This is a genomic window from Mesorhizobium sp. B2-3-15 (assembly GCF_006442875.1).
Lineage (GTDB): Bacteria > Pseudomonadota > Alphaproteobacteria > Rhizobiales > Rhizobiaceae > Mesorhizobium > Mesorhizobium australicum.
Window position 1 is genome coordinate 97896 of record NZ_VFVO01000017.1, and the last position, 12557, is coordinate 110452.

Below are 12557 nucleotides of genomic sequence, written 5' to 3' on the forward strand. Positions count from 1 at the left end.
GCGGGCTTGCACAAAAAACCGGGACGGGAAGACCCGGCCGGTTGTGCTCGCGATTCTGGTATCAGGCTAGGAGGGCCTTATAGGGAAGAGTTTTGCTCGATGTAACCCCGAAAATGCGGGTAGGCGTGCTAAGCAAACAAGCGCCTCATTCCCTCGTGCCGACCCCTGGAGCGTGCCTAATCCCCCAGCACCACCGTGTCCGCGATCTCGAACCGCTCCGACACGCCGATGCGGATCATGTTGAGTTTGCCTTCCCGGGTGAAGCGGAAGTCGCTGCCGGCGTCCGAGCTTGCCGGCAGGCCGGCAGCGAAGGAGATGACGCGGCTGCCGCCATCGGGCCAGGTCACGGTCACGTCGGCCTTGTCCGTGCCCTTGCGCGTCACGCTCGCCGCGCAAGGCGCCATGGGCTGTCCAACGTAGCGGGCGCAGGGAATTTGCAGGCCGGCATCGCCGGCCGTGGCCCCGGTTGGCTCTTCGGCCGCGGGTCCGTTTTCAGCCGCAGCCAGCGCCAGGCCATAGGCATCCTGCATGGCGATCTCCGCCGCGGATTTCGGCGGGGCTTCGGGGCTGGCTGGTTGGTTCGCATCACCCAGCCGAGCGGTCAGGTCGGGTGCATCGGGCGTCGCTGCGGCTTCGGTGGCCATGGCGGGCGTATCCGCGGCCTCGTCGGGCACGGTCGCCGGATTGAGAGGAATGAGGTAGCGCGCGGGAGCCCAGCCGGTGGCTTTGGGATTGTCTGACTCAACCTTGCACCAGGGATGGCCGTCAATGTCGTTGCAGCCGAGGTTCCGTACGCTCGCACCGGCCGCCAGGCGGGCCTCGGTCTTGCCGATCGCCGACGGCTTGGCGCGCACATTGAGCAGGTCGTCGGGGGCGAGCCCGGTGACGACGGAGATGAAAGGACCTTCTTCCGCACGGGCCGGGACAACAGCCAGCCACGCCACCATCAGCAGCGGAACCGCAACCAGCGCATGCAAACCTGTTCGGAGCGTAACTGTGCGCCTCATCATCTGACCGTGCGCCGATACTCGAAATTCCATGCCGCGGCCATCTTGCCGCATGTCCGGCCGATTCTATAAGGGACGACGCGCCGCCATGTAAGCCGGAAATTGAGGCTAATCATGACGGCGGACCGGCCCGCCGCCTCGTGGTGTACTCGACGGCGATCGTCTCGAAGCGATCCGGCTGGCCGGCGCCGCCCAAGGTAACGATGCCGTAGCGGGCTAAGCGCATTTCCGAGGGGGCTCCACAGGCTGGCGAAGGACTGGTCGAAAGGGCGACCCTGACAGGGACATGAGTTCCTCCCGCTTCGCGAGGGAAAGGAAATGCGTCAGGCCGACACTTCGATGTCGTGGCCGCCGACGGCCGGCAGGGCGGCGTCGCCCGCGGCCGCGGCGATGACGCTGTCGAGCAGGCCGGGGAAGCGGGCGTCGAGATCGGCGCGGCGCAGCGTGATCATGCGGTTGGTGCCGACCACTTCGGCGCGGGTGACACCGGCCTCACGCAGCTTGGCGAGGTGGTAGCTCAGATTGGTCTTGGAGCCGAGATCGAGGAAGCGGCTGCAGTTCAGCGGCACGCCTTCCTTGCTGGCGAGATAGCGCACGATCGCAAGCCGCGTCGGGTCGCCGAGCACGCCGAGCACAATGGGCAGGCTGATCTGGTCCGTATTGGGGTGTGGCAAGGTCATGGCTGGAACCTAAGCACAGTTCGGGCCGATTTCAACGCGTCGATCCTGCCCGGTCCATACACACTGTTTCTCCAGTTCATGGCCGTCCTGACACAGGGCTGTCAGCATGGTTATGCTATTTTTGCCTGGCTTCATTGACATGATGCCCCTTTATGTCCAATTGTTCAATAATTTTTGAACTAAGGACGCTTTCCCATGGACAAGAGAATTTTCTGGCTTGCGCTCGGATCGTTTGCGATCTCGACCGAAGGCTTCGTCATCTCCAGCCTCCTGCCCGATATCGCCAGGGATGCCGGCATCTCCGTGCCGCTCGCCGGCTCGCTGATCACCGCTTTCGCGCTCGCCTATGCCGTGGGCACGCCGATCCTGGCGACGCTGACCGGCGAATGGGACCGGCGCCGCGTGATCTTGTGGACGCTGGTGTTCTTCGTCGTCGGCAATGTCGTCGCCGCCTTGAGCTCATCCTTCGAAGTGCTGCTCGTCGCACGCATCATCATGGCGCTGTCGTCGGGCCTGTTCGCGGCGACCGCGCAAGGCACGGCGGTGGCGCTGGTGGACGATCATCACCGCGCCCGTGCCATCGCCGTCGTCGTCGGCGGCACCACGGTGGCCGTCGCTGTCGGTGCACCGCTTGGCGCGCTGGTCGCGGCCATCGCCGGCTGGCGTGGCACCTTCTATGCCATTGCCGGCCTTGGCGCGCTGTCCGGCGCCATCCTCTGGTACCGCCTGCCGCGCGGCATCATCGGCACCAGGCTGCCGCTGAAGCGCCGGCTGGCGGCCGCCATGCGTCCCGGCGTGATGCCGATCCTGGTGACGACATTGCTGGCGCTGGTCGGTGCCTTCACCGTCTTTGCCTATGTCGCGCCGCTTGCCATCGAGGGCGGCGGGCTGAGCGAGATCGCGCTGCCCGGCATGCTGCTCGCCTTCGGCGTCGGCGCCGTCATCGGCAACATTGCCGGCGGCCAGGCGGCCGACCGTTTCGGCGCCACGCGCACCGTTGGCTGGTCGCTGGCGTTGAGTGCCGCCATGCTGATCATGCTGTCGGTCATCCCGACCTTCCTGCCGCAGCACATTGCCGGACCGGCGCTGATGGCGATGATGGTGCCGTGGGGCATCGTCGGCTGGGCGTTCCCGCCGGCGCAGGCCAGCCGCATCATCAAGTTGGCGCCGGACGCCGCCCCGATCGTGCTGTCGCTCAATGGTTCGGCGCTCTATCTCGGCGTGGCGGTGGGCGCGGTGGTCGGTGGTGGCGTGCTGCGCTACGGCGCGCCCGCCGATCTCGGTCTGGTCGCGGCGGTGTTTCCGATCGTCGGGCTCGGCATTGTGCTGGCGGGGCGGGTGTTTGCCCGGGCCGTCACCATGCCGGCGGAATAAGGCCGGCTCCGAGGCTTGCATCCTTGTTTTTTCGCGGCCGCTTCTTCAGCTGGAAGGAGTGGCCGCGGGCAATTCCAGCTTCAACGCAGCCACTTCATCGAGCGTGGCCCGCAGTTTCGCGGCCTGCTCCGCGCCGATCATGGCCTCGAATTGCCGCTGGGCGACGCTCCATAGCTTGATCGCCTCGTCGAGCTTGGCCTGTCCTGATGACGTCAGCCGTACGCGCTTGACGCGGCGGTCGTCCTTGTCGGGGAAGGTTTCGACATAGCCGTCGCGGACCAGGGGCTTCAGCGTGTGGCCGAGCGCCGACAGATCCATGATCAGCGCCTCGGCAATGGCTCCCATCGCCGGCTCGCTGCCGACACTGATCTGGAACAGCAGGCCGAACTGCGTGCCCTTCAGGCCGGAAGGCGCCAGCGCGTCGTCGTAGAACCGGCCGAGCCTGCGTGCGGTGCGCCGCAAAGTGGCATTGTTGCAACGGCTAAATCCGTCAGCTTCACTCATGGTCGCTCCTTGTGGAGCATCTCCGGCGAAACGCATCGCCTCCAATGCTCTCTCTTGTTACGCAATTCCGGACGCAAAACCGCTGGGCACTTGCTGGAATTGTCTGGCAGGTGCGCCAGCCTGCCGCAGAAATAGTTTTCGCCGCCGCCGTTGACAAGATGGTGGCATATACCTATTTCGCGGAAAGTGGCATATACCACTAATTCGGATAGCAGCCTTGCCGGCCGATATTTATCCACCGGGGCCGAGCCAGCGAACACAAGGAACGTGACAATGAGCAAGAATGACAACAAGGGCACGGCGGTCGTCACCGGCGCTTCATCGGGGATCGGCGCCGTCTATGCGGATCGACTGGCGGGGCAGGGCTACGACCTGGTGCTGGTGGCGCGCCGTGCCGACCGGCTGCAGGCGCTGGCCGGGAAGTTGCGCCATGACCACGGCCGCAACGTGAGCGTGATCAGCGCCGATCTGTCCGACGACGGCGATGTGCGCCGTGTCGAGCAGTCGATATCAGCCGACGAAACCGTGACGCTGCTGGTCAACAATGCCGGCCTTGGCGGTCAGGCAGTGGTGGCAACCGCCGATGCCGACGCGGCCGAGCGCATGATCAAGGTCAATGTCGTGGCTCTGACCCGGCTGACGCGTGCCGTGCTGCCTGGGCTCCTGGCGCGCAACCGGGGCGGGATCGTCAACATCGCCTCGGTCCTGGCCTTCGACACCTCGTTCGGCGGCATCTACAGCGGCACCAAGGCCTATGTCGTCAACTTCACCGAAGCCCTGCATCGCGAGGTCGCGGGCACCGGAGTGACGGTGCAGGTGGTGCTGCCGGGCGCGACCCGGACCGATTTCTGGGAGCTTTCCGGCGGTGATATCGACCAGCTGCCGAAGGAGATCGTCATGACCGCCGATGATATGGTCGACGCTGCCCTTGTCGGCCTGGCCAGGGGCGAGGCCGTCACCGTGCCGGCGCTTGCCGACACGGGAAAGCTGGACACATTCCTAGGCGCCCGCCAGGCCTTCTATGGCAGCCTGCACGCCGACAAGCCGGCCCCGCGCTACGCGGCTTAGGCTGACGTGGCGGCCGGCCGTCAGGCCGTCCGCCACATCGGGATGATCGAGGCGGCGAGCACCAGCGCCAGCACGATGTTGAGCGCGCGCCATTGCCACTCGGCCTTGAGCAGCCGCGCCAGCACCATGCCGGCCACGCACCAGACGGACAGCGAGATGGCGGCGGTGAGGCCGAAGGTCGAGCCGAGCAGCAAAGCGAGTTGTCCCGGACCGTCGGCAAGCGCGGCGAAGGAGGCCGCCGCGCCCAGACCCATCGCCCAGCCCTTGGGGTTCATCCACTGGATGCCGGCGCCGCCCAGAAAACTGTTGGGTTTGGCCATGGCGACATCGAGATTGGGCGGGCCGGCGCGGCCGATCTTGATTGCCAGCCAGACGAGGTAGAGCGAGCCGGCGATCTTCATGGCAAGCTGCAGCGAGGGCATGGCAAGCAGCAGCCCGGCAAGTCCGGCGGCCGCCGCCCCCGTCACGGTCGCGAGGCCGGCGGCACTGCCGATCATCAAGGGAACCGAGCGGCGAAAGCCGAACTGCGCGCCCGAAGCGGTCGACAGTGTCGTGGCGATACCGGGCGTCGCGGTGGCCACGAAGGCAAACAGGATGAGCGGCAGGATCGGCTGGAGCATGGAGCGCCCTTTGTGGGAGGCTTCATGGTAGACTGAGCGTGACATCAGTAAATGCAATGTTTGCGATGATCGTCATTAGCACTTATAATGCCGGTCATGATCCGCAATCTCGATACCAGTCTCATGCGCACCTTCGTCACCGTCGCCGACAAGGCCAGCATGACGGCGGCGGCCAACGCGCTGCACCTGACGCAGGGCGCGGTCAGCCAGCAGGTCAAGCGGCTGGAAGAAACGCTCGGCTGTGGGCTGTTCGAGCGCGATCGGCGCGGTCTGCGGCTGACCCATTCCGGCGAGCGACTGTTCGACAAGGCAAGGCGCCTGCTCAGCCTCAATGACGAGATCTGGACCGAGATGGTGGGGAGCGCTGTCGCCGGACAGGTGCGTCTCGGCGTTCCCTACGACCTTGTCGGCACTTTGCTGGCTCCCGTCCTGAAGGCCTATGCCGAGGCCTATCCGCAGGTCGAGACATCGCTGGTCTGCGCCTCCTCGCCGGAACTGGCGGCGGCGCTCGCGGCCGGAACCATCGACCTCGCGGTAATCGAGGAGCGGGTCGGCCCGACCTCGGGCGAATGCCTGGCCATCGACCGGCTGGTCTGGGTCGGCGCAAGGGGTGGGGTGGCTCGCGCCAAGCGGCCATTGCCCGTCTCGATCGTTGCCGACACCTGCGCCTTCCGGCCGGTGGTGCTGGCGGCACTCAACGAGCATGGGCTGGAATGGCGCAGCGTGTTCGAGAACGGCAACATCGACGCGACGACGGCGACGGTGCGTTCCGACCTCGCCGTCACCACATGGCTCGCTTCCACCGTGCCAGCCGATCTCGACATATTGCCGTTCGACAGCGGCCTGCCGCCGCTGCCGAATTTTGCCATCAACCTGCACCTGCCGAGGCATGGCGTCAGCACGGCGGCGCAGGAATTCGCACGCCATATACGCGATGGGCTGGCGCGGCGATCGCAGGCTGCCTGATGCCCGAATTTACTTCCAGTTCTTGCGCCGCTCGAGTTCGGCCGGGGATGGCTCGCCCGTGACAAAGGAGCCGACCTTGATTTCGCCCGCGCGCTCATAGGTCGCGATGATGACGCCGGTGGTCGAAGTCTGCGATTTGACAAGCTTGAAAGCGGCCGGCATCGCGGCCTCGCCGAACAGCCGCTTGCCCTTGCCCAGCAACAGCGGGAAGATCATCAGCCGGATCTCGTCGATCAGCCCGTTGGCGAGCAGGGTCTGAATGAGATCGCCAGATCCCTGGATGAGCAGGTCAGGTCCATCTTCCTGCTTGAGGCGACGCAAAGCCGTGATGATATCGGGCCCAAGCGCGTGCGTGTTCTGCCAGGTCAAAGTATCCGGCCGATGGGTCGCCACATACTTGGTCGCGGGGTTGAACGCATCCGCGATCGGATCTTTCTGGTAGGGCCAGTACGCGGCGAAGATGTCGTAGGTTCTGCGGCCGAGCAGCAGGGCGAAGGGTTTGGAGAACAATTCCTCCATTGCCGCGCCTCCCACCTCGTCAAAATAGTGGAACGTCCAGCCGCCGAATTCGAAGCCACCGACCGGATCCTCTTCCGGCCCTCCCGGCGCCTGCATGACGCCATCGAGGCTGACGAAGGTCGCGGCGATGATCTTTCTCATTGTGCTCTCCCTTGCTTGCGGCCACGCCATCGCGGCCGGACTTCAACCCAAGGACGGAGCAACCGCGCCCGTCCCGACAAAGGCCGCGAGATTTGGTCCGCCCTCGATAGGTCAGCCGCGGACGCTCACGGCTTTCGACGAGAACCAGACATGCTCGAAGATCGCCGTGGCGGTGCGGTCCGGCTGCCTGTCCTCGACCAGCCAGATCGAGCGGCTGCGCGTGGCCTGCTCGCGTGTCGGGATCTTCGCCGCAAGATCCGCGAGCGAGGCGCCGAAGCATGGGATGAACCAGGCACGCATGAACGGATCGCAGGCAAAGCCCTTTTCGGTGCGGGTCACCAGCATCGCCAGCGGGACGCGCTCGGCGGGACGCCAGGGGAAGATCATGCGGCCGCCGGGGCGCAACGCTTTCAGCCATCCGGCGGGAGGGGCAACGACACCGGCATTGACATAGATGATGTCGGATGGCGGCAGCGGCGACGTCACGGCATCGCCATGGACAATGGTCGCATTGCCGTAGGTTTCGAGATTCTTGCGTGCCAGCCCGGCCAGGTTTTCGTCGATCTCAAAGGCGGTGACGGTGCCGCCTGGCGAAACCAGTTTGGCCAGCAAAGCCGTGTAGTAACCGCTGCCGGCGCCGATATGCGTGATGGCCTCACCAGGCTTTGGCGCGAGTTTTCCGATCCACATGGCGTGCAGAAAGGGCTCGCCATTGTTGATGCCCTTGTCGGTATCGAGCGCTACCAGGACGTTCTGGCAGATGTGGGCCGGATCGGCGCTTGGCGTGGTGACCGTGCCGTTGCCGGTGATGACCGTCCATGGCCCGGGGCCAAGGAAGGCCTCGCGCGGTACGCTGGCGAACACCTCTTCCAGGCGCGGGTCCGATGAGGCGGCGTTGACCGCCATCAGCCGCGCGTAGAATGTCCTGATGTCCTCGATGTCGCTCATGGCATCGGGAAGATAGCGCGATCCGGCGGTTTGTCCCGTGATTAGACGGAACTTCAACCAACCCCGAACATGGTGTCGTAGAGCAGCTTGAAATTGAGCACCAGGATGATTGCCGCGACCACCCAGGCCAGTGCGGCGACGCCGCGCGGGATGGCGAGATTGCCCATCTTCTTCTTGTCGGACACGAACTGCACCAGCGGGACGACCGCGAAAGGCAGCTGCATGGACAACACCACCTGGCTGAAGACCAGCAACTGGCCAGTGCCCTTCTCGCCATAGAGCGCGGTGACGACCACCACCGGTATGATGGCGAGGCCGCGGGTCAGCAGGCGCCGCGCCCAGTTCGGGATGCGCAGGCGCAGAAAACCTTCCATGATGATCTGGCCGGCGAGCGTCGCCGTCACCGTCGAATTCAAGCCCGACGCCAGCAGTGCCACGGCAAACAGGATCGAGGCGATGCCGAGGCCAAGCAGCGGCGACAGCAGCTTGAAAGCCTGGTCGATCTCGGCGACATCCTGGTGGCCGGTTTCGTGGAAGGCGACGGCCGCGACGATCAGGATGGCGGCGTTGACGAACAGCGCCAGCATCAGGGCGATGGTGGAGTCCGTCGTCGCCCATTTGATGGCATCTCGTTTTCCGGCCTCCGTGCGCTCATAGGCGCGGGTCTGCACGATCGAGGAATGCAGGTAGAGATTGTGCGGCATCACCGTTGCGCCGATGATGCCGATGGCGATGTAGAGCATCGCTGGATCGGTGACGATTTCGGAGGACGGCACGAACATCGAATGCAGGATCGTGCCGGCCGGCGGAGCGGCAACGAAGATCTGGATGGCAAAGCAGCTGAAGATGATGACCAAAAGCGCGACGACGAAGGCTTCGAGATAGCGGAACCCCTTGTTCATCAGGAGCAGAACCAGGAAAGCGTCGAGCGCGGTGAGCATGGCGCCGCCGATCAGCGGGATGCCGAACAAAAGCTGCAGCGCGATCGCGGTGCCGATCACCTCGGCGAGGTCGCAGGCGATGATGGCGAGTTCGCAGGCGATCCACAGCACGAGATTGACGGGGCGCGGATAGTAGGCGCGGCAGGCCTGGGCGAGGTCGCGGCCGGTGGCGATGCCAAGGCGCGCGGCCAGCGCCTGCAGCAGGATCGCCATCAGGTTGGACAGCATGATGATGAACAAAAGCGTGTAGCCGAACTGCGCGCCGCCGGCGAGGTCGGTCGCCCAGTTGCCCGGGTCCATGTAGCCGACCGAGACCATGTAGCCGGGACCCATGAAGGCGAACAAGCGGCGGAACCAGACGCCTGATGTCGGCACCGCGATGGAGGAGTTGACCTCGCGCAGGCTGGGCTGATCGTCTTCATCCCGTCTGGCGAACCGCCATGCGGACCGGGAGGTTGTGACGTCTGCTTCTGACATGAAAAGGCTTTCCGCGACTTCCGGAGGATGCCCTCAAGGTATGCCATGGCTCAACATTATGCAATAGGCTATATTTCATTGTCGGTGCTTTTTAGCATGTCGCGCTGTGCGTGCGAGGATGACGCCCCCGGAGACGCCGGTTGCGCCTCTCTCGGAATGCAAATAAACGGCCTGAAGAATCAGAGCCCGTGCTATAAAAGCAGGGACGGCAAACTCCCGAGGAGGAGCGCGCATTGGCGCTGAAGAACAGACCGGTCCCGCGTGAGCCGTTGCTCGATGCCGATGTCCATTCGGAAGGGTTCCGGCAGACGCGCGAAGCGCGCCGCAGCGCGCTGGTCGAGGATTATGTCGAACTGATCGCCGACCTGATCGAGGACGGCAACGAGGCGCGCCAGGTCGACATCGCCGCGCGCCTCGGCGTCGCCCAACCGACGGTGGCCAAGATGCTGACGCGGCTATGCGCCGACGGGCTGGTGTCGCGAAAGCCCTATCGCGGCGTGTTCCTGACCGATGCCGGCCGCAAGGTCGCAGAGGAAAGCCGCATCCGCCACCAGACGGTCGAGGCCTTTCTGCGCTCGCTCGGCGTCAGCGCCGAGACGGCGCGCATCGATGCCGAGGGCATCGAACACCATGTCAGCGCCGAGACGCTGGAAGCGTTCCGCAAGGCGATGACGGCGCGCTGAAGCGCTTCATTGCCGCGTTTTCGACCATGTTAGCCGCTGGAACTGCCGGCGCTTATGCGCGTTCCCCTCTCATTGCGCGCCTATCGCGCGCCAGGGAGGAAGCAATGGGCATCGAGCAGGCACCGACCGCAAAAGGCAAGCAGGCAGCCACAGGATTGGAACAGGCGGCCGCCAGGGACGAGCGCAAGACCGAGGCCGAAACGGGACATCCGCTGAAGAAAGGCGCCGATCGTTTCGAGGAACGCTCGAAAAGCTCCGACGGCAAGAGCGCCGGCGCCAAGCAGAAAGAGTAAGCGGCAGCAGTTCTGGACCGATGCGGATGACCATCGAGTGGCGCCCGCCTGAACGCTTTGTCTTTCAGGGACATTCGATCGCCTGGGGCGTCATGGGGGAAGGACCGCCCGCCGTCGTTCTCCGCGGCACGCCATTCTCCTCGGTCGAGTAGCGCCGCATCGCGCCATGGCTGGCGAAGCAGCGACGCGTCCACTATTTCGACATGCTTGGCTATGGCTGGTCGGACAAGCCGGACGGCGATGTGTCGCGTGGCATGCAGAACGAGCTGTTCGCGGCGCTCTATGCCACTGGAAGCTGGAACGGCCCGACGTGGTCGCGCATGATTTCGGCGGATCGACCGCTCTGCGCGGTCATCTGCTCAACGGTTTGGAGTTCCGCTCGCTGGTGCTGATCGATCCAGTGGCGATCAGCCCGCAAGGTTCGCCGCTGGTCCAGGCAGCCAGGCAGAACGAGAAGGTTTTTGCCGGGCTGCCCGCATATGTCCACGAAGCGATCTTGCGGGCCTACATCGATGGCGCGACGGACAATTCGTTGCGCACAGACGAGATGCAGGCCTATCTGCGTCCATGGCTTGGCGACGAGGGCCAGAAGGCGTTCTGGAGGCAAGTCGCGCAGATGGACGACAGGTACACGGAGGAGGTGGAGTGGCGATATGGCGAGATTCGCTGTCCGGTCACCATCCTGTGGGGCGAAAATGACGATTGGATCCCGGTAAAGGACGGCAGGGAGCTGGCGCGGCGCATTCCCGGCGCGACGTTTCAGACAGTCCCCGGCGCCAAGCATCTCGTCCAGGAAGACGCGCCGGAGGCGGTCGCCGCCACGGTCCTCCAGTTCTGGCGGAGCCTGGAAGCCGGCTGGGGCGCTGGCAGTGTCTCAGTATGAAATTTGGTGGCGGACCCGCCCGTCTCGACCGGGGCCTCCAGCACATGACTGGCGCTCTTCCCCTGAGCTACGAGCCGCCAACCTGTTTATATCAAGCTACCCGCCTTTTGTAAGGGCCGCGATTGTCGACGTCGCGGGTGACGCCGAGCGCGGGGCCGAGCAAACGGCTGATCGACAGGCCGCCGCGCTCCAGCGCCTGCAACGTGGCCGGATCGGTGACGGCGACGCTGGCATCGAGCGTCACCGCGCCGGCATTCGCAGCCCGAGGCACGGCAACGCCACCAGCAGCGACAGGAAACCCCTGATCTCCCTCAAGCCTGGAACCCCTCCCAATGCCGGCGATGCGACAGGCCTTGCGGCGCTCCCGGCCAGTGCGGTGGAGCGGCCATGCGGCGCTGCCTGGCCGCAAAAATGCTGTGACTTGGAGCAACCATTGCGATACTTGTTTGTTGGATTGAGCCGGCCCTGCCGGGGCAATGGGGAAGTTTGCAGCACGAGGAGTTGCCATGCTCTGGAGAGGCCGTCGTCAGAGTGACAATATCGAGGACGACCGCAGCGATGGCGGCGGCGGCGGGATCGGTGGTGGTGGCGGCCAGTTCCGCATTCCGATCGGTGGCCGCGCCGGTGGCGGCGGTAGCATATTCCTCGTCATCCTGGTGGTGCTGGCAGGATGGTATTTCGGCTTTGATCCCTCAACGATCCTGGGCGGTGGCGACGGTGGCCTGCTGCCAGGCGGCGGTGGCCAGATATCGGACAACAGCGGCGGCCAGGACAGCGGCGCAACGCCAGCCAATGACGAGATGAAGCAGTTCGTGGCGACCGTGCTCGCCGAGACGGAAGACACCTGGACCGGCATCTTCAAGTCGCAAGGCCTGACCTATGAGGACCCGAAGCTGGTGCTGTTTTCCGGCCAGGTCCGCTCCGCCTGCGGCTTTGCCTCGGCGGCGGCGGGACCGTTCTATTGTCCGGGCGACCACAAGGTCTATCTCGACATGACCTTCTTCCAGCAGCTCGACCAGCAGTTCGGCGCTTCCGGCGAGTTCGCCCGCGCCTATGTCATCGCGCATGAGGTCGGCCACCACGTGCAGAACCTCACCGGCATCATGGGGAAGTTCAACCAGATGCGGCAAGGCATGAGCGAAGCCGATGCCAACCAGCTGTCGGTGCGCATCGAGTTGCAGGCCGACTGCTTCGCCGGCGTGTGGGCGCATTACACCGGGCAGAAGGGCATATTGGAGCAAGGCGACTTCGAAAGCGCGCTGAACGCGGCCAAGCAGATTGGCGACGATACGCTGCAGAAGAAGATGCAGGGCTATGTCGTGCCGGAAAGCTTCAACCACGGCACCTCGCAGCAGCGGCAGACCTGGCTGACACGCGGATACAAGAGCGGCAAGCTTTCGGACTGCAACACGATGAGCGGCCCGCTCTAAGCAGCCGTTTTCGGACATGGACC

Annotated in this window: 15 protein-coding genes; 7 read left to right on the forward strand and 8 right to left on the reverse strand. The window is 64.9% G+C overall.

What is annotated here, in order from left to right; translation table 11 throughout:
* Nucleotides 1–176: 176 nt before the first annotated feature.
* Nucleotides 177–1010, reverse strand: coding sequence for an SH3 domain-containing protein (locus FJ954_RS28285; protein WP_140665007.1), 834 nt, complete (start codon nt 1008–1010; stop codon nt 177–179).
* 320 nt (nt 1011–1330) lie between these two features.
* Nucleotides 1331–1687, reverse strand: coding sequence for a helix-turn-helix transcriptional regulator (locus FJ954_RS28290; protein ID WP_015316191.1), 357 nt, complete (start codon nt 1685–1687; stop codon nt 1331–1333).
* A gap of 195 nt (nt 1688–1882) precedes the next feature.
* On the opposite strand from FJ954_RS28290, the gene FJ954_RS28295 reads away from it, so the two are divergent.
* On the forward strand, nt 1883–3061 hold the full coding sequence (locus FJ954_RS28295) for an MFS transporter (protein WP_015316192.1): 1179 nt from the start codon (nt 1883–1885) through the stop codon (nt 3059–3061).
* A gap of 45 nt (nt 3062–3106) precedes the next feature.
* On the opposite strand, the gene FJ954_RS28300 is transcribed toward FJ954_RS28295, so the two are convergent.
* Nucleotides 3107–3565, reverse strand: coding sequence for a MarR family winged helix-turn-helix transcriptional regulator (locus tag FJ954_RS28300; protein WP_015316193.1), 459 nt, complete (start codon nt 3563–3565; stop codon nt 3107–3109).
* Between the two features lie 273 nt (nt 3566–3838).
* Here FJ954_RS28300 and FJ954_RS28305 point away from each other — a divergent pair, with 273 nt between their 5' ends.
* On the forward strand, nt 3839–4633 hold the full coding sequence (locus FJ954_RS28305) for an SDR family oxidoreductase (RefSeq protein WP_140665010.1): 795 nt from the start codon (nt 3839–3841) through the stop codon (nt 4631–4633).
* A gap of 20 nt (nt 4634–4653) precedes the next feature.
* Here FJ954_RS28305 and FJ954_RS28310 read toward each other — a convergent pair whose 3' ends face one another.
* Nucleotides 4654–5253, reverse strand: coding sequence for a LysE family translocator (locus tag FJ954_RS28310; protein WP_140665012.1), 600 nt, complete (start codon nt 5251–5253; stop codon nt 4654–4656).
* Between the two features lie 96 nt (nt 5254–5349).
* Between FJ954_RS28310 and FJ954_RS28315 the strand changes: the two genes are divergently transcribed.
* Complete coding sequence (locus FJ954_RS28315; protein WP_140665068.1) at nt 5350–6219, forward strand: LysR substrate-binding domain-containing protein; 870 nt, start codon at nt 5350–5352, stop codon at nt 6217–6219.
* Nucleotides 6220–6228: 9 nt separating this feature from the next.
* Here the strand turns inward: FJ954_RS28315 and FJ954_RS28320 are convergent, their stop codons facing one another.
* The 3 genes from FJ954_RS28320 to FJ954_RS28330 form a co-directional block, all read right to left on the reverse strand.
* The gene (locus FJ954_RS28320; protein ID WP_140665015.1) at nt 6229–6879 is read right to left on the reverse strand and encodes a dihydrofolate reductase family protein; all 651 of its coding nucleotides are present in this window, start codon (nt 6877–6879) and stop codon (nt 6229–6231) included.
* 111 nt (nt 6880–6990) lie between these two features.
* Nucleotides 6991–7827: a protein-L-isoaspartate O-methyltransferase gene (locus FJ954_RS28325; protein ID WP_140665018.1), complete on the reverse strand. Its 837-nt coding sequence runs from the start codon at nt 7825–7827 to the stop codon at nt 6991–6993.
* A 53-nt stretch (nt 7828–7880) separates the two neighbouring features.
* Nucleotides 7881–9245 (reverse strand): Nramp family divalent metal transporter, encoded by a 1365-nt coding sequence (locus FJ954_RS28330; RefSeq protein ID WP_140617781.1) that lies wholly within the window; start codon nt 9243–9245, stop codon nt 7881–7883.
* A 233-nt stretch (nt 9246–9478) separates the two neighbouring features.
* On the opposite strand from FJ954_RS28330, the gene mntR reads away from it, so the two are divergent.
* From mntR to FJ954_RS28345, 3 genes are all read left to right on the forward strand, one after another.
* Complete coding sequence (gene mntR / locus FJ954_RS28335; protein ID WP_015316200.1) at nt 9479–9928, forward strand: manganese-binding transcriptional regulator MntR; 450 nt, start codon at nt 9479–9481, stop codon at nt 9926–9928.
* Between the two features lie 104 nt (nt 9929–10032).
* The gene (locus FJ954_RS28340) at nt 10033–10221 is read left to right on the forward strand and encodes a hypothetical protein (protein ID WP_015316201.1); all 189 of its coding nucleotides are present in this window, start codon (nt 10033–10035) and stop codon (nt 10219–10221) included.
* A gap of 166 nt (nt 10222–10387) precedes the next feature.
* Entirely contained in the window at nt 10388–11104 is a 717-nt protein-coding gene (locus FJ954_RS28345; protein WP_348641146.1) for an alpha/beta hydrolase, read from the forward strand.
* Nucleotides 11105–11195: 91 nt separating this feature from the next.
* Here FJ954_RS28345 and FJ954_RS28355 read toward each other — a convergent pair whose 3' ends face one another.
* Nucleotides 11196–11375, reverse strand: coding sequence for a hypothetical protein (locus FJ954_RS28355; protein WP_140665021.1), 180 nt, complete (start codon nt 11373–11375; stop codon nt 11196–11198).
* Nucleotides 11376–11610: 235 nt separating this feature from the next.
* Here FJ954_RS28355 and FJ954_RS28360 point away from each other — a divergent pair, with 235 nt between their 5' ends.
* Nucleotides 11611–12534 carry a neutral zinc metallopeptidase gene (locus FJ954_RS28360; RefSeq protein ID WP_015316203.1) on the forward strand — a complete coding sequence of 308 codons (924 nt, stop codon included), beginning with the start codon at nt 11611–11613 and terminating at the stop codon, nt 12532–12534.
* Nucleotides 12535–12557 lie beyond the last annotated feature (23 nt).